At 66.4% G+C, this 22,262-nt stretch carries 17 protein-coding genes and 1 tRNA gene; 8 read left to right on the forward strand and 10 right to left on the reverse strand.

Features of this window, described 5'->3' with window-relative positions; translation table 11 throughout:
* Nucleotides 1-158: 158 nt before the first annotated feature.
* The 4 genes from fdhE to KDK82_RS11340 all read left to right on the forward strand — a co-directional run bounded on the left by fdhE (nucleotide 159) and on the right by KDK82_RS11340 (nucleotide 4,864).
* On the forward strand, nucleotides 159-1,133 hold the full coding sequence (gene fdhE, locus KDK82_RS11325) for a formate dehydrogenase accessory protein FdhE (protein WP_088164918.1): 975 nt from the start codon (nucleotides 159-161) through the stop codon (nucleotides 1,131-1,133).
* 14 nt (nucleotides 1,134-1,147) lie between these two features.
* A complete protein-coding gene (selA, locus tag KDK82_RS11330) occupies nucleotides 1,148-2,614 on the forward strand; it encodes an L-seryl-tRNA(Sec) selenium transferase (RefSeq protein ID WP_088164919.1) in 1,467 nt (488 codons plus the stop codon).
* 10 nt (nucleotides 2,615-2,624) lie between these two features.
* Nucleotides 2,625-4,568: a selenocysteine-specific translation elongation factor gene (gene selB / locus KDK82_RS11335; RefSeq protein ID WP_088164920.1), complete on the forward strand. Its 1,944-nt coding sequence runs from the start codon at nucleotides 2,625-2,627 to the stop codon at nucleotides 4,566-4,568.
* Between the two features lie 200 nt (nucleotides 4,569-4,768).
* Nucleotides 4,769-4,864 (forward strand) — tRNA-Sec (locus KDK82_RS11340).
* Nucleotides 4,865-4,897: 33 nt separating this feature from the next.
* Here the strand turns inward: KDK82_RS11340 and KDK82_RS11345 are convergent.
* The 4 genes from KDK82_RS11345 to KDK82_RS11360 form a co-directional block, all read right to left on the reverse strand.
* Nucleotides 4,898-5,404, reverse strand: a complete 507-nt coding sequence (locus KDK82_RS11345; protein ID WP_065345702.1) for an OmpA family protein — start codon at nucleotides 5,402-5,404, stop codon at nucleotides 4,898-4,900.
* Between the two features lies 1 nt (nucleotide 5,405).
* Nucleotides 5,406-6,635, reverse strand: coding sequence for a sensor domain-containing diguanylate cyclase (locus tag KDK82_RS11350; protein ID WP_013802667.1), 1,230 nt, complete (start codon nucleotides 6,633-6,635; stop codon nucleotides 5,406-5,408).
* Entirely contained in the window at nucleotides 6,632-7,183 is a 552-nt protein-coding gene (locus KDK82_RS11355) for a YfiR family protein (protein WP_256974453.1), read from the reverse strand. The genes KDK82_RS11350 and KDK82_RS11355 overlap by 4 nt, the downstream gene beginning before the upstream one ends.
* A gap of 187 nt (nucleotides 7,184-7,370) precedes the next feature.
* On the reverse strand, nucleotides 7,371-8,195 hold the full coding sequence (locus KDK82_RS11360) for an N-acetyltransferase (RefSeq protein WP_088164921.1): 825 nt from the start codon (nucleotides 8,193-8,195) through the stop codon (nucleotides 7,371-7,373).
* A gap of 99 nt (nucleotides 8,196-8,294) precedes the next feature.
* Between KDK82_RS11360 and selD the strand changes: the two genes are divergently transcribed.
* Nucleotides 8,295-9,353, forward strand: coding sequence for a selenide, water dikinase SelD (gene selD, locus KDK82_RS11365; protein ID WP_088164922.1), 1,059 nt, complete (start codon nucleotides 8,295-8,297; stop codon nucleotides 9,351-9,353).
* Between the two features lie 106 nt (nucleotides 9,354-9,459).
* On the opposite strand, the gene KDK82_RS11370 is transcribed toward selD, so the two are convergent.
* Both KDK82_RS11370 and KDK82_RS11375 read right to left on the reverse strand, forming a co-directional pair.
* Nucleotides 9,460-11,910 carry a penicillin acylase family protein gene (locus tag KDK82_RS11370; RefSeq protein WP_088164923.1) on the reverse strand — a complete coding sequence of 817 codons (2,451 nt, stop codon included), beginning with the start codon at nucleotides 11,908-11,910 and terminating at the stop codon, nucleotides 9,460-9,462.
* A 156-nt stretch (nucleotides 11,911-12,066) separates the two neighbouring features.
* A complete protein-coding gene (locus KDK82_RS11375; protein WP_012205315.1) occupies nucleotides 12,067-12,546 on the reverse strand; it encodes an Lrp/AsnC family transcriptional regulator in 480 nt (159 codons plus the stop codon).
* 662 nt (nucleotides 12,547-13,208) lie between these two features.
* Between KDK82_RS11375 and KDK82_RS11380 the strand changes: the two genes are divergently transcribed.
* A complete protein-coding gene (locus tag KDK82_RS11380) occupies nucleotides 13,209-14,699 on the forward strand; it encodes a diguanylate cyclase (RefSeq protein ID WP_088164924.1) in 1,491 nt (496 codons plus the stop codon).
* A gap of 30 nt (nucleotides 14,700-14,729) precedes the next feature.
* On the opposite strand, the gene KDK82_RS11385 is transcribed toward KDK82_RS11380, so the two are convergent.
* Complete coding sequence (locus KDK82_RS11385) at nucleotides 14,730-16,577, reverse strand: methyl-accepting chemotaxis protein (protein ID WP_088164925.1); 1,848 nt, start codon at nucleotides 16,575-16,577, stop codon at nucleotides 14,730-14,732.
* Between the two features lie 799 nt (nucleotides 16,578-17,376).
* Here KDK82_RS11385 and KDK82_RS11390 point away from each other — a divergent pair.
* Nucleotides 17,377-17,670, forward strand: coding sequence for an H-NS family nucleoid-associated regulatory protein (locus tag KDK82_RS11390; RefSeq protein WP_012205312.1), 294 nt, complete (start codon nucleotides 17,377-17,379; stop codon nucleotides 17,668-17,670).
* Between the two features lie 487 nt (nucleotides 17,671-18,157).
* On the opposite strand, the gene KDK82_RS11395 is transcribed toward KDK82_RS11390, so the two are convergent.
* A complete protein-coding gene (locus KDK82_RS11395) occupies nucleotides 18,158-19,720 on the reverse strand; it encodes a methyl-accepting chemotaxis protein (RefSeq protein WP_065345697.1) in 1,563 nt (520 codons plus the stop codon).
* 340 nt (nucleotides 19,721-20,060) lie between these two features.
* On the opposite strand from KDK82_RS11395, the gene KDK82_RS11400 reads away from it, so the two are divergent.
* A complete protein-coding gene (locus KDK82_RS11400; RefSeq protein ID WP_088164926.1) occupies nucleotides 20,061-21,272 on the forward strand; it encodes a diguanylate cyclase in 1,212 nt (403 codons plus the stop codon).
* A gap of 109 nt (nucleotides 21,273-21,381) precedes the next feature.
* Here KDK82_RS11400 and KDK82_RS11405 read toward each other — a convergent pair whose 3' ends face one another.
* Both KDK82_RS11405 and KDK82_RS11410 read right to left on the reverse strand, forming a co-directional pair.
* Nucleotides 21,382-21,561 carry a CsbD family protein gene (locus KDK82_RS11405; RefSeq protein WP_012205309.1) on the reverse strand — a complete coding sequence of 60 codons (180 nt, stop codon included), beginning with the start codon at nucleotides 21,559-21,561 and terminating at the stop codon, nucleotides 21,382-21,384.
* 131 nt (nucleotides 21,562-21,692) lie between these two features.
* Nucleotides 21,693-22,094 carry an Arc family DNA-binding protein gene (locus tag KDK82_RS11410; RefSeq protein WP_088164927.1) on the reverse strand — a complete coding sequence of 134 codons (402 nt, stop codon included), beginning with the start codon at nucleotides 22,092-22,094 and terminating at the stop codon, nucleotides 21,693-21,695.
* Nucleotides 22,095-22,262 lie beyond the last annotated feature (168 nt).

The following is a 22,262-nucleotide window of genomic DNA, read 5'->3' on the forward strand; positions in this document are numbered from 1 at the left end:
GGCCCTTCCTCGGTGCCCCTGATCTGGGGCACGCCGGTTTCATAGGCCAAGGACAATGCGCAACCCCGTGTTAGCCTTTCGCCTGAAGCCACCAGCCACCAGCCACCAGCCGCCCGGCGTCCCTGGACGCTGGGCGATTGTCTTTTTGGAACATTCCAATGCAACGCATTCTTCAACCCGGCGATATCGAGTCGCTGGATCACACCAGTTTTCCGCGCGTGCTGCTGCCGCAGTTGCCGGGGCTGTTCAGCGAGCGCGCGGCGCGGCTGCGGCAGCTGGCCGAGGGCAATCCGATTGCCGATTACCTGCGGTTTGTGGCGCAGATCGTGGACGCGCAGGCCAAGGCAGCCGGGCAGTTGACGCTGGCCGCGCCCGATGCGGCGCTGATTGCGCGGGCGCAGGAGCATTCGATGCCGCTGCTGCCTGCCGCTGATCATATTGATGCCGCCTGGCACGGCGTGCTGGACCGCATGCTCGATGCCCTGTCGGGCACCGATGGCCTGCCTGCTCCGCTGCAGCCGCTGCTGCAGGAGCTGCGCGCGCTGGACACGGCCGGGCGTGACGAGATCGCGCAGCGGCTGCTGCAAAAGGAAGTGGCGGCCCGCCACGTGGGCATGGCGCCTTTTGTGATGGCTGCGCTGCAGGTGGTGTTTGCCACGCGCGCCAGCGGCCTGAGCGCACGCGACGTGCCCTATACCGATCCCGCCTCGATCTGCCCCGTCTGCGCCAGCGAGCCCGTGGCCAGCGTGCTGCGCATTGGCGGCAAGGCGGCGGGCCACCGCTACCTGCACTGCGGCACCTGCTGCACGGAGTGGCACATGGTGCGCGTCAAGTGCTCGCACTGCGAGTCGACCAAGGGCGTCGAGTACCAGGGCATCGATGGCGCAGGCGATACCGTGCTGGCCGAGACCTGCGAGGAATGCGGCAGCTACCGCAAGGTGGTCAACCAGGAAAAGGACCCGATGGCCGAGCCCCTGGCCGACGACCTGGCCTCGCTGATGCTGGACCTGCTGATGGGCGAGGAGACGCGCTTTCAGCGCGCCAGCGCCAATCCCCTGCTCTACGTGGCCTTTGCCGAGGAGCAGGACGAGGCCGGCGACGCGCTGATCGACCCCGCCACGCCTGCTGCCTGACCCTTTCGCACGCCATGACCGATACCGCCGCCCCCTCTGCCGCCTCCCCTGCCGCCTCCCCTGTCCCGTCCGCGCTGCGCCTGCCTGCCGTGGACAAGGTGCTGCTGAGCACCGACATGCTCGCGCTGCGCGAGCGCCACGGCCTCGATGCCTGCACCCAGGCCGTGCGCGAATCCCTGGCGCAGATGCGAGCCGATGCTCAGGAGCGGCTGCGGTCCGGCGAGCCCGATGCAGGCGCGCCCGGCATTACTGAGGTGGTCCAGGCGGCCGGCCTGCGCCTGGCGCGGCGCTTTGCGCCCCGGCTGCGCACGGTCTTCAACCTCACGGGCACGGTGCTGCACACCAACCTTGGCCGCGCCCTGCTGCCGCAGGAGGCGGTGGACGCCGTAGTGGCCGCCATGACGGCGCCTGCCAACCTGGAGTACGACCTGGAAGACGGCGGCCGTGGCGACCGCGACGACCTGATCGAATCCCTGGTCTGCGAACTCACGGGCGCCGAGGCCTGCACCGTCGTCAACAACAACGCCGCCGCCGTGCTGCTGACCCTGGCCACGCTGGCGGCCGGGCGCGAGGTCATCGTCTCGCGCGGCGAGCTGGTGGAGATCGGTGGGGCCTTCCGCATTCCCGACGTGATGACGCGCGCAGGCGCCACCCTGGTCGAGGTGGGCACCACCAACCGCACCCATGCGCGCGACTACGAAGGTGCTGTCGGCGAACATACCGGCCTGCTCATGAAGGTGCATTGCAGCAACTACGCCATCACCGGCTTCACCAAGGCCGTGAGCGACGCCGAGGTGGCATCCATTGCCCATGCGCACGGCCTGCAGATGGTGGTGGACCTGGGCAGCGGCACCCTGGTCGATCTGCGCGAATGGGGCCTGCCCTACGAGGTCACGGTGCGCGAGACCATCGAGTCGGGCGCCGACATCGTCACCTTCAGCGGCGACAAGCTGCTGGGCGGCCCGCAGGCCGGCCTGATCGTGGGCCGCAAGGACCTGATCGTCCGCATCAAGAAACACCCGCTCAAGCGCGCACTGCGCGTGAGCAAGCTCACCCTGGCCGCGCTGGAGCCCACGCTGCGCCTGTATCTGCACCCCGAAAAGCTGGCCGAGCGCCTGACCACGCTGCGCCTGTTCACTCGGCCCCAGGCCGACATGCAGGCCCGCGCGCAGGCGCTGCAGCCGCTGGTGCAGCAGGCGCTGGGCAGCCGCTATGTGGTGGAAACCGCCGAGATGAACAGCCAGATCGGCAGCGGCGCCCTGCCCGTGGAGAACCTGCCCAGCTGGGGCCTGCGCCTGCACCCGGCCGACGGTCGCCAGGCCGGCCGCCAGCTCACCCGGCTGGAGGCCGGCCTGCGCAGCCTGCCCCGCCCCGTCATCGGCCGGCTGCATGACGACGCGCTGTGGCTGGACCTGCGCTGCCTGGAAGCGGCCGACGAGCCTGCCTTTACCGAACAGCTGCCGCTGCTGCACATCGCCTGAGGACGAACGCATGATCATCGGCACCGCCGGCCACATCGACCACGGCAAGACCACCCTGGTGCGCGCGCTCACGGGCGTGGACACCGACCGCCTCAAGGAAGAGAAGGCGCGCGGCATCTCCATCGAGCTGGGCTATGCCTACACGCCGCTGCCCAATGGCGAGGTGCTGGGCATCATCGACGTGCCCGGCCACGAAAAATTCGTGCACACCATGGCCGCAGGCGCCGTGGGCATAGACCATGCCCTGCTGGTGGTGGCCGCCGACGACGGCGTCATGCCGCAGACGCGCGAGCACCTGGACATCCTGCAGCTGCTGGGCGTGCGCGAAGCCACCGTGGCCCTGACCAAGGCCGACCGCGCCACGCCCGAGCGGCTGCAGCAGGTGCGGGCCGAGATCGGGGCCCTGCTGGCCCCCACGCCGCTGGCCGGCGCGCCGGTCTTCCCTACCGCGGCAGCCCTGCCTGATGACGCTGGCGTGGCGCAGTTGCGCGAGCACCTCATGGCGCGCGCCCAGTCCATTCCCGCGCGGGCCAGCGACGGGCTGTTCCGCCTGGCCGTGGACCGCAGCTTCACGCTGCCGGGCCAGGGCACCGTGGTCACGGGCACCGTGTTCGGCGGGCAGGTGAAAGTGGGCGACACGCTGGTGCATTCGGCCTCGGGCACCGAGGTGCGCGTGCGCAGCCTGCATGCCCAGAACCAGGCCAGCGAACAGGGCCTGGCCGGACAGCGCTGCGCGCTCAACCTGTCGGGCATTGCCAAGGAAGCCATCACGCGCGGCGACTGGATCGCCGACGCACGGCTGCTGCAGGCCAGCGACCGCATCGACGTGCGCCTGCAACTGCTGGCCGATGCGCCATCACTGGCCCAATGGACGCCTGTGCATGTGCACATCGGTACGGCGCGCTGCACGGCCCACGTGGCCCTGCTGCAGGACCAGCCGCTGGGCCCGGGCGAACAGGCCATCGTCCAACTGGTGCTGGACATGCCCGTACATGCCCAACCCGGCGACCGGCTCATCGTGCGCAATGCCCAGGCCAGCCGCACCATTGCAGGCGGCAGCGTCATCGACCCCTTTGCACCCGCACGCAAGCGCCGCAGCCCCGAGCGCACGGCCTATCTGCAGGCGCTGGAATCGCTGATTGCCACCGGGGACGCCAGCGCGCTGGTGCAAGGCGCGGCGCACGGCATTGCCACGTCGCAGCTCATGCGCCTGACGGGCCGCGCATCGGTGGCCACGGATGCCCGCCTGCACCGCCTCCCCCTGGCCGAGGGCGATACGCTGCTGCTGGGCGAGGCACGCTTGCAGCAGCTGCGCAACCAGGTGCTGGACAGCATGGCGCGCTTCCACGACAAAAGCCCCGACGAGCCTGGCGTGAACGCCGCACGCCTGCGCCGCATGGCACTGTCGGGCCTGGTACATGCAGGGCATGACGCGCTGTGGAAAGGCCTGCTGCAAGCCCTGCTGCAGGACGGCAGCCTGGCCGCCAGCGGCGCCTGGCTGCACCTGCCCGGCCACAGCGTGCAGCTGTCGGACAGTGAAACGCAGATCGCCCAGAAACTGCTGCCCGCCATCGAGGCCGGCCGCTACGACCCGCCCTGGGTGCGCGACCTGGCCCGCGACAGCGCCACCGGCGAGGAAACCGTGCGCCAGCTGCTGCGCAAGCTCGCACGCCAGGGCCAATTGTTCCAAGTCACCAAGGACCTGTTCTACACGGCAGCCCGCATGGACGAACTCGCGGCCCTGGTCCGCGAGCTGGCCTCCTCCACCCCCAACGCCGAAATCCAGGCCCACGCCTTCCGCGACGCCACCGGCCTGGGCCGCAAACGCGCCATCCAGATCCTCGAATTCTTCGACCGCATCGGCTACACCCGCCGCCTGCGCGACGCCCACCTGCTGCGCCCCGATGTGCAGTGGACCACTGGCGGAAATTCGCCCACCCCAGCCAAAAGCTAAGCCATGACGCTCCCATGGGACCGCTACAATAGCCGGCTTTGGGCATAGCACCTGCAATGGCGCGGCCCAACCCAGGGACGCCGAGCAAGAGCCGCCTCGCGGCGGGGGCGCCTAGCCGATGGCGTCGTCCCCCTCCCCCGCGAAGCGGGTAGAGAGGGGGAAGGCGCGTAAGCGCCTCAGGGGGTGCCCAACATCCAGAAGGAAAGCATACGCACCCGGTGGTGCGCCCGGGCTTCAAACCCGGTCAGGGGCGTCAGCCGCTCCTGGGTAGGTTCGACTCCTGCTGCTTTCCGCCAATCCCCCCGACTCTGATTCCAGCCAGGTTCCGGCTATTGCAAGGGCACGACGATGGCCACGCGGCGGTTCTCCGCCGCATCGCTGGGCACCACGGGCATGGCGCGGCCCAGGCCCTTGACCTCGATATCCTGGCGCGCCAGGCCAGCTTCGGCCAGCACATCGGCCACGGCCTCTGCGCGGCGCAGCGACAGGCGCATGTTGTAGGCATCGCTGCCGCGATCGTCCGTATGGCCTTCCACGCGCAGCCGCTCTATGCCCACGCCCTTGAGGGCACGGCCCAGCTCCAGCACCTTGGTGCGCGCCTGGGCGCCGACTTCGGCCGAATCAAAGCCGAACAGCAGCTTGCCCGACATCTGCAGCTCCCAACCCTGGTCTGCCTGCGCAAAACCCTGGCTGCGCAGCAACTGCTGCTGTTCTTCGGTCAGCCCCGGCGCCTTGGCCGGCGCCTGCGGCACCGTCTGGCAACCTGCCAGCGCAAGGGCCAGCACTGCGGCCGCACCTGCACCGCACATCCGGATCCAGCTCCGTCGTTTCAACATGTCATCCTCCTGTGATTCTTTCGGCCTGGCGCATGGCCTTGGCCTGGTACATGGCCTGGTCTGCATGGCGCATCAGCGTCTCCATGCTCTGGCCATGCTTGGGAAAAAGGGCGACGCCCGCGCTGACCGAAGGCTGCAGCACCACGCCGTCGCCAACGACCAGGGGCTCGCGCATGGCGGCCTCTATCTTGTCCTGCACCATCTGCGCGTCGCCGCCGCCGCCGATGGGATAGAGCAGGATGGCGAATTCGTCGCCACCCAGGCGGGCGACCAGGTCGGTCTCGCGCACCTGCGAGCGCAGCCGGGCACCCACAGCCTTGAGCAGCACATCGCCCACGGCATGGCCGTAGGCATCGTTGACCTGCTTGAAGCGGTCGTTGTCCAGAAACAGCACGGCCAGCTTCTGCCCGCTCTCCGCCGCACTGTCCAGCGCCTGCTGCAGTCGCTGCTCGAAATGCAGGCGGTTGGCCAGCCCCGTGAGGCTGTCGCGCGAAGCCTGTCGCTCCAGCGCCGAATTTTGCTGCTGCAGCCGCTCATGGCGCGTCTGCAGCTCGGCCAGCAGGGCGTTGAAGTTGTCGCCCAACTCGCGCAGCTCGGCAATGCGCGCCAGCGGCACGCGCTGGTCCATGGATCGGTCATGGCGCACGGCCCGGGCCACGCGCGCCAGCTGCTGCAGCGGCTCGGCAATGTCGCGCAGCATGCGGCGCGACTGGCGCAGGCCCACATAGCCGCTGACACCCACGCACAGCACCAGCACGATGAAACCTGCGCCCAGGAAGCGGACCAGGCCCACGCCATCGCTGGCCAGCTGCACACTGCCGACCAGCCTGCCGTCCTGGCGCACATCGGCCTCGGCGCGCGGCAGACCAATGCCCACGGCCAGCAGCTCCCCGATGCTGGACAGCGCCGAGCCACCATGGCCCGACCACCGCACGAACGGGCGGCCCTCGGCATCGAAGACCTCGGCATGGGCCACGCCTTCGCCGCGCAGCAGCTGGTCCAGCACGCGGGCGGCCTCGTCGCGGTCACCGAAGACCAGCGATGCCTCGACCGTATAGGCCAGCGAACGGGCCACCAGATGCAGGTTGTTGGACAGGTACAGGCGCAGGGTGGCCACGCCGACGATGAGCAGCAGCGCCCCCGCCAGCGCGATGGCCACCGCCGCCATGCGCAGGTGCGCGCGGCGGATCACGTTGCGCAGGGAGGCATTGCCGGACAGGGACAACTTCATGGCAAGGTCCTGTGGCGCGCCAGTTGCAGCACCTTGGGATTGACACGCAGGCCGCTGCGGGCCACGGAGTCGAGGCTGACCTCGAAGCCCGCGCCCTCGCCACGGCGGCGCAGGCAGAACATGGCGCCGATGCGGCACAGCTCGCCCCGCTCGCTGATGGTCAGCAGCGGCCGCCCGGCCAGCTGCTCCATGAGCTTGCGCCACGCAGCCTCATCAAGCTGGCCGACATAAATGCCCTCGCATTCGACCAGGGCGCGCGCATCGACGGGCACCACGCGCCGCACTTCCAGCCGCTGGCTGCCCACGGTCTGCGGGGCGCCATTGAGCAGGTCGTCGGCATATTCGGTGGAGCCCACCACGCACAGCCGCAGCACGGGGCTTTCCGTGGGCCAGCGCGTGTAGCCCAGGATGCCTACGACGGTGCAGGTCACCCCCAGCTCATGCTCATCGGCCGCCGGCTCCGCATGTGCCTGCCCCACCAGCCCGGCCTGCAAGGCCAGCAGACCCACGACCAGCCAGGCCCGGGAGACAGGCCTTTGATCCTGCAATCCATGCCCCACCTGCGGTATGTGTGATGTATGCGATGTGTGCGAGCTGCCAACCAAGGCTCCTTGAACGGAATATCCATGCATTGCGCCACGCTGGCGCACTGAAGCATTTTTTCACATATCGACCCCATCTGGCCGCCGGGACTTTCACGCCGGGGCGCCCTGGATGGCCCAATGCGGTAAGGCATCAAAGAGCAGAGGCAGGCAGCCGGTAGTGATAGCCGTAAAGCGCCTGAAAGCCCAGGCTTTCATACAGCCCGCGCGCCACCATGTTGGGCGCACGCACCTGCAGTTCGGCCCATTGCGCTCCCTGTGTCTGCCCCCAGTGCATCAGGCCATGCACCAGCGCCCGGCCCAGTCCCTGGCCGCGCAGCGCAGGCGTGATGACGATGTCATACAGGCCCACGCAGCCGCGCTCCACGACGGCCAGGCCAAACCCGACCACCTCGCCGCCCACTCCACCGCCCACTTGCAGCGAAGCAAATGCGGCGGGCCAGGCAATGGACTGCAGCATATGGTGGTGCGCCTGCCTGTGCTGCTCCGGCACGGCGCCGGCCTCGGCAAAGCCCTGCAGCCAGGCCGTGCCAGGCTGGGCTTGAATGGCAAGGGTCCAGCCCTGATCGTTCGCTGGCGGCGCCATGTCCGTCAATGCGGCACGCATCACCAGGGAAGGGTCGGCCAGCAGGTAGCCGGCCTGCGCCAGCTGCGCATCTGCATCGGGACTTGCCAGGGGCGAGAGGCGAAAGATGGCAGGCAGGCCCTGGCGCTCGTAGAAGGCCTCAATCTGCGGCAGCAAGGCGCCAAGGCGGGCGCCGGGCTGCTGGGCATTGGCCGAGTTGGCGCGCTTGGTATGGCCCTGCGCAGCGCGCAGCAGCCAATCCCCGCAGAGCACGGTGCGCTGGGCTGGCCAGGCGTTGAAGCCGCGCTGCTCCACGCCCACCACCGTCTCGGGATCGCATTCCACGGATGCGCGGTCATGAGTGAAAGACTTGGACATGCCCGCTTGTACCATGGCCGCCCGCCGTGCCCGCCCATAATATGGCGCGCCGCCGCGCTGGCGGCAGGCACTCTTTCCCACTACTGCGATCGCCGCCGATCGCCGGATTGCTCCATGACCACAGACACCTCCCAAGCCCCCCGACTCACCTCGCTGTCCCATGGCGGCGGCTGCGGCTGCAAGATCGCGCCGGGCCTGCTGGCGGAGCTGATCGGCAAGAGCGCGCTGCCCAAGCAGTTCTTCCCGGACCTGCTGGTGGGCACGGAGACCGCCGACGACGCCGCCGTCTACCGCATCAACGACGAGCAGGCCATCGTGGCGACCACGGACTTCTTCATGCCCATCGTGGACGACCCGTATGACTTCGGCCGCATCGCCGCGACGAATGCGCTGTCCGACATCTACGCCATGGGCGGCCAGCCCCTGATGGCCCTGGCCATCGTGGGCATGCCCATCAATGTGCTGCCGCACGACACCATTGCCAAGATCCTGGAAGGCGGCGAATCGGTCTGCCGCGATGCCGGCATTCCGCTGGCCGGGGGCCACTCCATCGATTCGGTAGAGCCCATCTACGGCCTGGTCGGCATAGGCATCGTCAACCCCCGCCAGATGAAGCGCAATGCCGACGCCCGGGCCGGCGACGTACTGATCCTGGGCAAGCCGCTGGGCGTGGGCATTCTGTCGGCCGCACTCAAGAAGAACCTGCTGGACGAGGCCGGCTACCGCGCCATGGTGGAAGCGACCACCCTGCTCAACCGCCCCGGCACGGCGCTGGGCAAGATGGACGGCGTGCACGCGCTGACCGATGTGACGGGCTTCGGCCTGCTGGGCCACGGCCTGGAACTGGCACGCGGCGCGGGCCTGACGGCACGCATCGACAGCCGCAGCCTGCCCGTGCTGCCCACGGTGCAGGGCTTTGCCGAGCAGGGCGTCATCACGGGCGCCTCGGGCCGCAACTGGGCCTCTTATGGCGCGCAGATTGCGCTGGGCGCCGGCATCACCGATGCGCAGCGCGCGCTGCTGACCGATCCGCAGACCTCGGGCGGCCTGCTCGTGTCCTGCACGCCGGATGTTGCCGATCAGGTGCTTGCACTGTTTGCCGAGCAGGGCTTTGGCAGTGCCGCCATCGTCGGGCGCATGGAGGCGGGCGAGCCGCGCGTCATCGTGGACTGACGGCCAGCGCATTCCAAAAGCAACGGGGGCCTCGGCCCCCGTCGCTTTTTGCACTCCCGGCGAGCCGCCAGCGAACCGGCGGCCCGTCACCGGGTCACAGGTTGCTTCACTCGCTCACGGTCTGCGTCTTGTAGGCCGGGCTGGCCTGGATGGCGCTGTCGGTGAACGGCAGCTTGAGCCATTGGCGGGCGCCGTAGGCCTTGGTGTAGTCCACGTAGTGGGCCGAGGCCGGGTCGTCCGACAGCGAGAAGGTCAGGAAGGTATGGGCCTCCACACCGGCCGCAGGGAAGCTCACCACCTGCATGTAGCTGTTGCCATGCGGCTGCCCGTCCATGCTGTAGCCGCCCTGCTCAATCTTGTTTTCCGAGCAGGTGATGGTGAAGTAGCCCACTTCGCCGCAGCCGCCATACAGCGCGATCTTTTCGCCGCCGCGCTGCGAGAACAGCACGGTGCCGCGCGCCGCATCCATGGCAAAGCCGCTGCCCTGCACGGCCTTCACTGCTTCGGCGAACGCCTTTTGCAGCGCCGCCTTGGCAGTGGGCTTGATGCCACGCGGCGTGTTGACGGGGTCGGCCGCATCGAAGGGCACGGCATACAGGTCGGCCGATTTGATCTGGCTGGCCACGCGCTTCCAGAACTCATCCCAGACATGGGAACCCCTGGATGCCGCCGTGCCCGTGCCGTCCCAGGCCTGCAGCGCCGTGCAGGCAGCCGATACGTCCACCGTTTCACCAGCCGAGGACACGGGGCCTGGACAGACCTGGGCCAATGCCTCGTCCTTGAAGCGCGCGCTGTAGACACGGCTGTCCAGCACCATCTGGCGAACGATGTCGCTGGTGGCCAGCTTGCCCGGATAGCCGTCCGTGCCCGCCAGCCGCTGCAGCGCCATGGTGTGGCCCAGGCGCGTGCGCAGGCTCTGGGCCGACGAAGTGGAGCCGAAGATGGCCGGATAGCCGGTCAGCGGCGCCGAGGCATTGGACAGCCAGTAGCTGTCGTTCATGTTGCCCACGTAGTCGCTGCGCAGCAAATTGGGCATACGTGCGGGGCCGATGGCGCCCGCCTGCACCGAATCCGCATCCGAACTCCAGTCGCACTGGCTGCTGCCGCCGGCCAGCACCGGCACCTGGGGCAGCGCCGCGTTGATGGCGGCCGAGGCCGGCGTGGCACAGGCCTGCAATTGCGCGGGCGGCACGTTGGGCACGGCGCCTATGTCGGCATACCAGACCTGGGCGTTGCCGCGCCCTGCGGCCACGGTGTTGACCCAAGGAATGGCCGACTCCTCCTTCTGGATGCGGATGAACTCGTCCAGCGACCTGGCCTGGTTCCAGCGCAGCCAGTTGCGGAAGGTGCGGTAGTTGTAGGCGTTGATGTCGCGGATGGCGAACACGCTCTGCGTGGTCCAACCCAGCGCCGGGTCCATGGCGCCGAGGTTGACCACCGGGCCGTGCACGGTCTTGTACAGCGTGCGCGTGACCTGGTCCTGCCCGCCGGAGGCATTGCGCACGCTCACGGTGATCTTGCTGGCCTGCATGGCCTCGGTCTTGCCGTCGCGCACATAGCGGGTCGGGTCATTGGGCGCCAACTGGTACATGAACAGGCCGAAGCGCCGCGCCGTGGACACGGTGTGGCTCCAGGCCACGTCGTTGTTGAAGCCGATCAGCACCATCGGAATGCCCAGAAAGCTTGCGCCACTGACATCGATCTCGCCCGGAATCGTGAGATGCGATTGATAGAAGCGGTCCGGCCCCTTCCAGTACCAGTGCGGATTGCCGAACAGCACGCTGCTGCCGCCGCCCGTGGCCTGCTGGCCAAAGCCGTACATGTTGCTGCCGATGCCCGTGGTGCCGCCCACCTGCAATGATGGCGCCACCACCTGCCCCGGCTTGAGCGCGGCCAGCTGTGTCGCGGCCGGCCGGGCCTTCGCCGGCTTGGCCGAGGCCGTTGCTGCCGCAGCCGCTGCAGGCGGCACGGCATTGGCGATCTGGGCCACGAAGTTGCTGTAGCCACCGGCCAAATTGGCCGTGTACATGCGCCGCCAGATGTCCTGCGCGGTGATGGCCTGCACCCACGGCTGGCCCGCGCAGGCCGCATTGGTCTTGGCCCCGGCCGGGGTCTCGCGCACCACGCGGTTGTAGCCGGCCACGAAGCCATCGACCAGTTGCTTGAGCTTGTCCGGCTGGGCCTGGATCATGGCGGCCACGGCGTCATCGGAGACGACATGGCGGAAGAAGAAGTCCGAGTCGAGATTGCGCGGCCGGTCGATGGTGCTGTCGTAGACGGCCTGGGCATCGCCGCCAAGGTAGCGCGAGCGCTCCCCACGGTACGTCAGGAAGGAGTCGGCCATGGTGCACAGGTTGTCCTGCGCCTGGGCATAGCCGGCGCCATAGCCCAGGCCCGTCCAGTCCTTGGCCTTGATGTGCGGAATGCCCATTTCCGTGCGGCGGATCTCCGCGCTGTACTTGCTGCTGGAGCCGTCGCCCGAACCGCCGCAGGCCGCCAAGGCGGCCAGGCAAATCAATGACAGGGGCTTCCATCCACTGCGAACCGCTGGGTACATGCTTTGTCTCCTGGTGTTATGCGTACACAAAGAAAGGCCCCTGTTGGTACGGGGGCCCACAACAGCATAGGAGGGCCGCAAGGGACTGCCTACCCGGCAGTTTCACTAGCAGATGTCAGAGACCCGACAGTGGTTGCAAGGGCTGCAGCGCGCCCCTCAGGCAGCGGATTCGCCCGGCTGGCTCAGGGCCGCCGTCGTGCGCCGGTCGATCTTGCGGCTGAGCACCACCGAGGTGTAGGTCTGCTGAATGCCGTCGATCAGGCCGATGCGGTCCAGCAGCGCATCGAGCTTTTCATTGCTCTCGCAGCGCACGAAAACCATGTAGTCGTACTGGCCGCTGACGGCAGAGACCTCCTCGACCTCGGTGAAGCGGTTGAGCGCCTGCATGACCAACGTGGCCGTCTTGGGCTGCACGCGGATGCCGCAATACGCCCGCACGGCAGACTGCTCCACGCGTGCGCCCAGGCGCACGCCGTAGCCGGCGATCACGCCCTCTTGCTCCAGCCTGGCAATGCGCGCCACCACCGTGGTGCGCGCCAGATTCATCTGCCGAGCCAGATGTGCGGTGGAAGCCCGTGCATTGGTCTGCAGCAGCCGCAGCAGCTGGCGGTCGGTTTCATCAAGACGGTATTCCATGCGGTTCCCTGGATTTCAACGGCAAGCACCCATGAAGGCTGCCCGGATGTGGTTCCACATTTCGGCAGAGATCTCCCCCAATCCGGCGATTTTATGCGTTGCGCATCGTCGTTCTATCGATAGGAGCTGCACTTTTCCTGGCACCGCGGTGGCTGGAATGCCTCTTCAACCCTCGCCGACCAGCAGCCGCCCCAACTGGCACCACCAGCTCTTGGGATATTCATCAGAAACAAAAGTAACTAATTACAAATTCCTGGCGCGACAGAAAGCAGGGACCACGCAGGGACCTGACTACGGAACCGCATGAATCCTTAGCATGCATCCCATCTTTCCTTCACAAAAGCTGCTCCAGGCGCACCGCTGCCACTTGCGGCAGTGCTGATCGGGCTTACCGGCGCCTGCGAAACGCTTTCATCGCGTGCTGTATGCAAGATGGATCAGTACTTGCAAATACATGCATTTCCGCTAGATTGGCCCCGCAGGCGTAAATTTTGTGTACTCAAGTTACCCCGCGCGTCTTGTTTTATCTGCCCCGAGGAGGATTTCCTGTTCCCGCTGCCCGCCGGGCCGCTCGTTCATCACCATGACAAAGGCATGGCCGCCATGCCCGACGAACGCGCGCAGAGTCCGGTGCCTCCATTCGGTCTCCACAGGGGAGACATATGTCACATCGCGCCGCATCCGGAGATCCGTGGAGCCTTCCACAAGCTGCAACGCCCTGGCGGGACAGCTTTGTGCTGGGCGGGGTGCTGTTTCTGTGCTCGGCCGTGGCGCTGGGCCTTCGCTCTCCGGAGCATCTGTCGTCCCTGTGGCTGTCCAACGCCCTGCTGCTGGGCTGGATGCTTCGCAGCCCTGCCTACAGCCATAGACACGGCTGGACGGCTGCCGCCATTGCCATGGCGCTGGCCGAATGGCTTTCCGGCAGTCCGCTGGACCAGACCCTGTGGCTGACCTTTGCCGACCTGGCCGCCGTGGCCTGCGGCTGGGTGATGATGCGGCGCCTGCCGCAGCGGGTGCAGCAGATGCGCTCCCCTTCCTCGGTGCTGCATCTGGTGATGTGCAGCCTGCTAGTGAGCGTGGTCGGAGCCGTGCTGGGCTCGGCGGGCATGCACCATCTCATGCATTGGCCCTGGCAGCCCATGATGGCCATGTGGTTCAGCAGCGAGTTGATGCACATGACCCTGTTGCTGCCTGTGCTGCTGAGCCTTCCGGCAAAGCTGGAGCCGCTGTCCTGGCGCAGCCAGCCATTCAAACAAACGGCGCAGGCCTTGCTGCCGCTGCTTGCCCTGGCGATTTCCGAATCCATTGCCATCTACCTGGGCGGACCAGGCGCGCTGTCGCTCACCATGCCGGCCATGCTGCTGTGCGCCATGCGCTATCGGCTGTTCGTGGTCGCCCTGCTCAACCTGGTCAGCTGTGCCATCAAGCTGGCCACGTTTTCCCATGTGTTGTTCAGCTCGCCCAACACCGAGCTGGAGACCACGTTCTCCTTCCGCCTGGGTCTGGCCATGCTGTCGATCGGACCGCTGGCCGTAGCCTGCACGCTCATGGCTTTCAAGGACATGCTCAGCAAGCTGCGCCATGCAGTGAACCACGATGCGCTGACCGGACTGCTGGCACGCACCAGCTTTCTGGAGCGCGCACAGCGCACGCTGGAGCGCCTGCAGCGCGAGCGCCAGTCAGGCGCCATGCTGATGCTCGACCTGGACCACTTCAAGCACATCAACGACCGCCATGGCCATGCCGCCGGCGACCGGGTGCTGCAGGAAGTCTCGGCCCGCCTGTCGCAGGCGCTGCGCCCGCATGAACTCATAGGCCGCTTGGGCGGCGAGGAGTTTGCGGTGCTGCTGCCCGGTGCCGACTGCGTCACGGCAATCGCCGTGGCCCAGCGGCTGTGCGAGGCCACGCGCGAAATTCGCATCGACATGAACGATGGCGCAGCCATCTGCCCCACGCTGAGCATTGGCATAGGCTGCACGAACATGGCCTACCCACCGCTGGGTTTGAGTGCCTTGCTGCGCATGGCCGATACGGCGCTGTACCAGGCCAAGGCCAGCGGCCGCGACCGCTACTTCGTGGCCGGCGAGCGGCCGGGCGAGGCCGATTCACCGGCCTTTGCCTGCGAGCATCCGGGTGGCGCCAAGGCGGCCTGACCGCCCGGCCCGCCTTGGCTTTGCCCGCGCTCAGCGCAGGCGGCGCATGCCGCTTCCTGCGCTCCCTGCGCTTGCCGCGCTTGCATCTTCAAGCTTGAAGCCCGCCACGGCCTGCGCCAGCTGCACCGCCTGTTGCTGCAGCGACTGCGCTGCGGCCGTGACCTCTTCCACCAGGGCAGCGTTCTGCTGCGTGACCTGGTCCATCTGGCCGATGGCGCTGCCCACCTCGGCAATGCCACGGCTTTGCTCCTGGCTGGCGTTGCTGATCTCGGCCACCAGCGTGCTGAGCTTGCGCACGCCGTCCACGGCCTGGTCGATGGTGGTGCCCGCATTGCGCACCAGGCGGCTGCCCGTGTCGATCTGGCCCACGGAATCATCGATCAGCGCCTTGATCTCCCTGGCCGCCGTGGCGCTGCGTTGCGCCAGCGTGCGCACCTCGCTGGCGACCACGGCAAAGCCCCGACCCTGCTCGCCGGCGCGCGCCGCTTCCACCGCCGCGTTCAGCGCGAGGATGTTGGTCTGGAAGGCAATGGAATCGATCACGCCGATGATGCTTTCGATCTTGCGTGCCGAAGCCTCGATGCCGCCCATGGTCTGCACCACCTGGCCCACGGCTTCTCCGCCCTGGGTGGCGATCTGCGAGGCGCTGGTGGCCAGCTCGCTGGCCTGGCGGGCATTGGCCGCGTTCTGCTGCACGGTTGCCGTGATCTGCTCCATGGCGGCTGCCGTCTGCTCCAGCGAGCTGGCCTGCTGCTCGGTGCGTGACGACAGGTCCTGGTTGCCACCCGCAATCTCTGCCGAAGCCATGCGCACCGATTCCGACGACTCGCGAATGCGCAGCAGCACCGTGGCGATCTTGTCCACGAACTGGTTGAAGGACTGGCCGATCTGCGCCAGCTCATCGCGGCCGGCAGAGGTGAGGCGGCGGGTCAGATCGCCTTCGCCCGAGGCGATGTCCTGCAGCGCATCGCGTGCCACGGCCAGGCGGTTGAGCATGCGGCGCAGCGCCACGGTCAGCAGCACCGCCGCGCCCAGCACGGACAGCACGGTGATGAGGGCGGCCACCTGCAGCAGCGCCCGCACCGAATGCGTGGCCTGTGCGCGGTCGATCACCACGGCCAGCGTCCAGGGCGTGCCCTCGACCTTGGCTGCGTAGAGCATCTGCGGCTCGCCATCGAGCACCAGATCGGCGCGGCCGCCCTGCTCGGCCAGGCGCTTGATCAGCGCGGCATCGAGTTCAGGGGCAATCGCGGAAGCGGGCTTGAGCGCCAGCTCGGGCTTGGCGTAGGCCAGCAGGCGGCCTTCGCCATCAATCAGAAAGGCAAAGCTTTTTTCCTGGGGACGGATGGCGGCCACTTTCCTGGACATGGCGGCCAACCGCACATCAGTGCCGACAACAGCCGTGATGGCGCCCGAGCTGCCGACCGGATCGACAAAGCTGATGGTCAGCTCGCCGGTGCTGGCATCGACATAGGCCGGCGTCACGCCTGGCCGGCCTTCGCGCACGGCCTGCTTGAACCAGTCGCGCTGGGTTCCGTCGTAGTTCTCCGGCATGGGATGGGTGAACACGGCGCGTTTGTCGGCATGGACGAAATAGGCGTCATCGAAGCCGCCAGCCTGCTGGCCGGCCAGCAGGAAGGGAACGGGGTCCGGCTGGTCAACCGCTTTTTTCAATGAGCCGGTGATGCGCTGCTTGTCCTGAACCCAGTCGGTCAGTGTGGATGCATGGGCCCGCGTGAGCTGGCCGATGTTTTCGTCGATATCGGACAGCGTACTGCTGCGCGCCGTCCAGAAGGTGGCCATGGACAGCGCGAACAGCGCGGCCACGGTGATTGCTACGCAGATGAGGATCAGGCGGGCACGAAGTGTTTGAAACATGATGCGTAGTGAAGGCAAAACGAGGGCTGTGAATGCCCACCGAGCCTATCCGAGACGCATCGGCCGCCAGAGCTCGAAGAGTGCGTACTTGCCCTTGTAATTGCCTGCTTCTTGCGTGCGAAGAAGCCAGCTGGCTAGCCCCTTCGTGCAGGCACTGCATTGCCGGCAGCGCCGCCCAAGCTGCAGTAGTCAGCCTTTTGCAAGAACCAGTCACAAGCTTGAAGGATGCGTGCTATAGTGTCAATTTGTAACACAGACACTTGCCGCCCTGGCTGCGGGATTTTTCTGTCGCAAACGCCAGAGCCTTGATTCCAGGACCCTGCCGTTTGCGCCGCGCACCCTGTGTTTTTCCCTCCCTCATATTTTTGGGGTGCACCACGCGGCCTTTTCTTCCCTTGCATGGACTGCCATTGATCGAGAGTGGCTTCCCATCGGGGCCGGCAGGGAGCCGGGCAAGAAAGTGTTTCACCTTGATACAAAAATGCCGATAAGAAGGCAGATCTGTCATTCAAGGGAAGAGAAACATGAAGCGATGCATCATCAAAGTGGCCGGCGCCTGCTACACAGCCCTGTTCCCCAGCACTTGCGCCGCTGTGGCAGACGCGATGGCCCGGTTTCCATACGCTACAAAAATCAGCGTCCGACTCGCCTAGACTCGGGCAAGATGGGAATCTGTTCTCAGACAGGTTCGAGGCAATACGCCTGTCGTCGTCCGGGTGTTGCGCGGCAGTGTAGGCTCACTTTGCTAAAAGTCTCCTAAGATTCCTTTATATTGGCAGATCAACATCCATTGATATACATGACTACCGACTACAAGACACTGCTGCAGCAGAAAGCCCATCTCGAAGCCCAGATCGCCGAAGTGCTCAAGACCGAGAAGTCCGGAGCCATTGCCCAGGTGCGCACTATCATCGACCAATACGGATTGACCGAGGCCGACGTCTTCCCTTCGTCCAAAGCCAAGGCTGGTGGCGGTTTCCGCGTGGTCGGCGTCCCCAAGTACCGCGACCCGGCCACGGGCGCGACCTGGACCGGCCGTGGCAAGCAGCCCCGCTGGATCGAAGGCAAGGACCGCACTCCCTTCGCCATATGAGGTCCGGCGCAACTCCCCCCCTGGCGGCCACCAAGCTGCGACAGAGCCCGCCAAGTGCGGGCTTTTTGCTGCCAGAAGCAACGGGTTAACCCTATTGCTCAGAAGTTACAAATTCTTCAATGTAGTGCAGATGCGTGAACCCGATGGGTGCCGGCATGTTTCGGTACCCAAGCAATCACAACAAGGGAAACAGCAGGTATCACACAGGGAACTGTCCTACAACCCTGCTCTCCAAAATCATGTTGGCCACGCCTTTGCAGCAAGCGCAAGCCATGTGGATGCAACCACGCAGCGGCAAAGTCCAGGCGGCCACTGGAGCGATCCGCAGCCACCACGAACCATTTTCCAGCCGGGCCAGGGAGACTATCTCCTCCCTCCCCTCTCACTGACTTACCCTGGCAGGCCCGCAAGGGCACCGGCTTTTCTCTTCAAGGACCGCCCTCGGGCGGTCCTTTTTTCTGCGTGTGTTATTGCCCCTTGGTGCTGGTCAACGCAAGGCTGGCACGGCATGGCCCACCTTGAACACGGCCACCATGCCCGACAGGCGCTGCGCCTGGTCGCTGAGGGCGGCGGCCGCCGCTGCGGACTCCTCCACGAGAGCCGCATTTTGCTGAGTCATCTGGTCCAGCTGGCTGACTGCCTGGTTGACCTGGCCAATGCCGTCGCGCTGCTCCGTGGAAGATGCCGTGATCTCGCCGATCATGTCCGAGACCTTGCGCACGCTGCCCACGATATCGTCCATGACCTGTCCGGCCTGGGCCACCTGGGCCGAGCCTTCCTGCGCGGCATCGACCGAGGTGCTGATCAGCACCTTGATCTCCTTGGCGGCCTCGGCGCTGCGATGGGCCAGGGCCCGCACTTCACCGGCCACCACGGCAAAGCCGCGGCCCTGCTCGCCTGCACGGGCTGCTTCCACGGCGGCGTTCAGCGCCAGGATGTTGGTCTGGAAGGCAATGGAGTCGATGACACCGATGATGTCGGAGATGCGGCGTGCGCTGTCGCCGATGCGATCCATGCTGGCCACTACATGGCCCACCACGGCGCCGCCGCGCTCGGCGGCCTGGGCGGCGCTGCCGGCCAGATGATTGGCCTGGCGCGCGGTGTCGGCCGCCTGGCCCACGGTGGCGGTCAGTTGCTCCATGCTGGCGGCCGTTTCCTCCAGATTGGACGCCGTCTGCTCGGTGCGCGAAGACAGGTTGTGGTTGCCCGCGGCAATCTCGGTGGATGCGGTGGAGATGGAATGCACGCTGTCACGCACCTCCGTCACCAGCCCACGCAGCCGCGCCGCCATGCCCGAGACCGAGCGCAGCAGGTGGCCGAACTCGTCCTTGCGACTGTCATCGGCCGACACCGTGAGGTCGCCCTGGGCGATGGCGTCCGTCAGCTGCACGGCACGTTCCAGCGGGCGGGTGATGGCCCGCGTCAACACCAAGGCCAGCGCCAGGCCCGCCAGAAGGACCACGCCCTGGACGATCCAGGCCAGCACGCTGGCCTGCTGCCGGGCGGCCTGGGCCTGCTCGCGGGCTGCATCGCGCTGACTGCGCTGCAGCTGCACGAAGACTTCCAGCGAGTCCACGTAGCGGCCAATGGCGCCCAGGTACTGCTGCTGGACGAACTCGCGGAATGCCGCTGCATCGCCGGTCAACTTGATCTCGCGCGCCCGCTTGTTCAGTGCCAGCACCTCCGTGCGGATGGCGGCAATGCGCTCCAGCGCCGCCTTGTCGGCATCGCTGGCGCCTTTGACGATCTCGGCCTGCAGCTTGGTGATCAGTGCCGAGCCTTCCTTGACCCGGCCGTCGAGCAGGCGGGTCAGTTCCTCATCGGTGGAGGCATTGCTGGCCAGAACCCGCTCGCCCGTGGTCTCCGTTGCGCCCTTCCATTGAATGGCCAGGCTGATGCGACTCTCGTACTCGGACAGCGTCTGCATGCCGTGGTCCATGGCGCGAGCCGCCGCAAACTGTGCCCAAAGCGATACCGCAAGCATCATCGCCAGCAAGCCGCCCAGCGTGCCCCAAAGCTTGGCGGACACGCTCCATTGATCAAATTTCATTCGTAGCACTCTCGTCGGAAAAACCGAATACAGGAAAGGTGAAACAACAGGCCCCGCACATCAGCGGCGACCGTTTCCCGGCGCAACGCCTTGCCATATCGGCATAGGCCACCAATCCGGAAAAGATGACCTGCTTTTTCGTCACAAATGCCCGGGACTTGAGGCCGCTGCACGGGTAGGCCCGATATCGCCAGCCGTGCACAACGCGGAACATGCGCCCATGCGGCCGCAAGCGCCGTGGCAACGGATGCAAAATGGACCGGCGCTTCGGAATGCAGCACCATTCAATGCCGCAATCGCGAGGCTGTTGCCACCCGCACCTGCAAGTGCATAACACGCTGTGGATGTGTCACTCGATACCGATCGCCTCTATGTATTGATTGCGCCGCTGAGCATTCTGCTGCTCAGTTGCACGCTGGCCGTGTGCTGGCTGGTGCAGCGGCGCCAGCGCTACCTGCTGTGGATTGCGGGCGGATACGCCCTGGTTTCTCTGGCGCTGGCCTGGCAAAGCCTTGCACCCCGGGAAGAACTGCACCACTGGGCCGTGTTCACGGGCGCCATGTATCTGTTCGGCACCTGGTGCTTCGCGCGCTGCATGGCGGGGCGCTATGGCGTCTCGGCCCATCCCTTGCTGGGGCTGCTCATAGGCGCCGTCGTCCTGGCCGCGCTGTACTACTACAGCCGGGTCCAGGTCGATCTGTGGGTGCGCGTGCACTGGCTCAACACCGGCCTGGGCCTGCTGCAGATGCTGCCGGCGCCCGCCATGCTGCGGCGCCGGCCGCCGCAGGACTGGCTGGAGAGAATGCTCTACTGGTCCTACGTCGTGTTTGCCGGCTATACCGCTGCCCGGCCGCTGCTGGTGCTGGCCCTTGGCAGCACCGATCTCAATGAGATTGCACGCTCCACCTACTGGCTGGTGACCCTGGTCAGCACGCTGTCGTTTGCGCTGCTGTTCACCCTCATGCTGCTGGCGTGCACGGTGCGCGATGTCTTCACCGCGCTGCGCGAGGAGCGCAACCACGACTCGCTGACCAACCTGCTCAACCGCCGCGCCTTCCAGGAGGCAGCCGAGCTGCGCCTGGCCGATCCGCACATGGCCCCGATCTCCGTGCTGATAGGCGACATAGACCACTTCAAGCGCATCAATGACAGCTGGGGACATGACTGTGGAGACCGTGTATTGCAGGCCGTGGCCCAGACCCTGCAGCAACACGTGCGCAACGACGATCTGGTGTCACGCTTTGGCGGCGAGGAATTCGTGCTGCTGCTGATGCGCACCACGCCCCAGGAGGCCGAGCACGTGGCCCAGCGCATACGTGCCCAGCTCAGCGCGGACGGCTATGTGCTGGCGGCCGGCCAGCGGGTGACCATCAGCTTCGGCATCGCACCCGTGGCCGCCAACACCGCCTTGACCGATGCGCTGACGCGCGCCGACGGCCTGCTGTATGCCGCCAAGCAGGCGGGCCGCGACCGCGTGCATGTGGCCACCGACCCTGGCCGCAGCGTGCATGTGGCCACCGACCCTGGCCGCAGGGTGCCGCAGGCCGTCTGAAACAGGAAGCGCGCAGCGCCTTCTTCGCACGCCCATTCATCAAAATCTGTGGAAAAGAAAAAGCCCGCCAGGGTGTGGCGGGCTTGTTCGCAAAGGCAGGGTGAATGCCTTATTTTTTCGCGTCCTTCAAGACTTCCTTCACATCACCCAGCTTCTTCTGGGCCGTGCCTTCGACCTGCTTGGCAATGCCCTTGGCCTGTTGCTCGGGGCTGTCGATCAACTCGCCAGCCTTTTGCTGCACCTTGCCTGCGGCATCCTTGAGCGTGCCCTTGATCTGATCCGTGTTCATAGTTGCGTCCTTTGCTGCAAGAGCCTTCAAAAAGGGATAGGTTGTTTAACACCCAACGCAACGATACGCGTGGCAAACCGGGACGCGCGACAGCGCGCTGCAACGATACGCGTGGTCTGAGGCCTACAGCCTCAGGTCTTCTTGCTGGTGCGACGGGCCTGCACGCCATCCCCCGTGGCCTTGGGCAAAGACGCGGCCTCACCCGCTTCGGAGCGCAGGCGCTTGAGGGCTTCGGTCACCACGGCCTCCTTGTGCGCCTCGAACAGGCCTGCAGCGGCGTCCTTGTGTTCTTGCAGCAAGCGGCACAGGCGCGCGATTTCCTTTTTCAACTCCGCCACATCCAGGTCCGGGCCAGTCTGGGCCGTGTCGCCGGCTTCATCCAATTCGAAGCTGCGCCGTATGCGGGCAACGATTTCGGCATTCATGGAACGGTGGCCTGCCTTTGCCACTTCCGAGATGCGATCGCGCATTCCATCCGGGAAACGGACGATGAAGCGCTCCTGGGTTTCGCTGGGAAAGGGTTTTCGTTGCATTGGGCGATGGTACCTGTCAGATGCAAATTCAGATTCATGCCTAGTTGACATGATTCCAAGTTGGCATAACATTTGAATCGGCCCGACCGAGGACCGGGCAAACCAGCCCCCATGCCATGCACACGCCGATGCCAGTGCGTACGAGCACTGAACCCCAGACCTATTGCG

Source organism: Delftia sp. K82, assembly GCF_002193035.1.
Lineage (GTDB): Bacteria > Pseudomonadota > Gammaproteobacteria > Burkholderiales > Burkholderiaceae_C > Comamonas > Comamonas acidovorans.

Bases quoted from the DNA above. Each gene is read 5' to 3' on its own strand.
- fdhE (WP_088164918.1), top strand. From the start codon at position 159: ATGCAACGCATTCTTCAACCCGGCGATATCGAGTCGCTGGATCACACC.
- KDK82_RS11360 (WP_088164921.1), bottom strand. From the start codon at position 8,195: ATGGTACAAGCGGGCATGTCCAAGTCTTTCACTCATGACCGCGCATCC.
- selA (WP_088164919.1), top strand. From the start codon at position 1,148: ATGACCGATACCGCCGCCCCCTCTGCCGCCTCCCCTGCCGCCTCCCCT.
- KDK82_RS11345 (WP_065345702.1), bottom strand. From the start codon at position 5,404: ATGTTGAAACGACGGAGCTGGATCCGGATGTGCGGTGCAGGTGCGGCC.
- selD (WP_088164922.1), top strand. From the start codon at position 8,295: ATGACCACAGACACCTCCCAAGCCCCCCGACTCACCTCGCTGTCCCAT.
- KDK82_RS11385 (WP_088164925.1), bottom strand. From the start codon at position 16,577: ATGTTTCAAACACTTCGTGCCCGCCTGATCCTCATCTGCGTAGCAATC.
- KDK82_RS11380 (WP_088164924.1), top strand. From the start codon at position 13,209: ATGTCACATCGCGCCGCATCCGGAGATCCGTGGAGCCTTCCACAAGCT.
- KDK82_RS11405 (WP_012205309.1), bottom strand. From the start codon at position 21,561: ATGAACACGGATCAGATCAAGGGCACGCTCAAGGATGCCGCAGGCAAG.
- KDK82_RS11395 (WP_065345697.1), bottom strand. From the start codon at position 19,720: ATGAAATTTGATCAATGGAGCGTGTCCGCCAAGCTTTGGGGCACGCTG.
- KDK82_RS11375 (WP_012205315.1), bottom strand. From the start codon at position 12,546: ATGGAATACCGTCTTGATGAAACCGACCGCCAGCTGCTGCGGCTGCTG.
- KDK82_RS11370 (WP_088164923.1), bottom strand. From the start codon at position 11,910: ATGTACCCAGCGGTTCGCAGTGGATGGAAGCCCCTGTCATTGATTTGC.
- KDK82_RS11350 (WP_013802667.1), bottom strand. From the start codon at position 6,635: ATGAAGTTGTCCCTGTCCGGCAATGCCTCCCTGCGCAACGTGATCCGC.
- KDK82_RS11410 (WP_088164927.1), bottom strand. From the start codon at position 22,094: ATGCAACGAAAACCCTTTCCCAGCGAAACCCAGGAGCGCTTCATCGTC.
- selB (WP_088164920.1), top strand. From the start codon at position 2,625: ATGATCATCGGCACCGCCGGCCACATCGACCACGGCAAGACCACCCTG.
- KDK82_RS11390 (WP_012205312.1), top strand. From the start codon at position 17,377: ATGACTACCGACTACAAGACACTGCTGCAGCAGAAAGCCCATCTCGAA.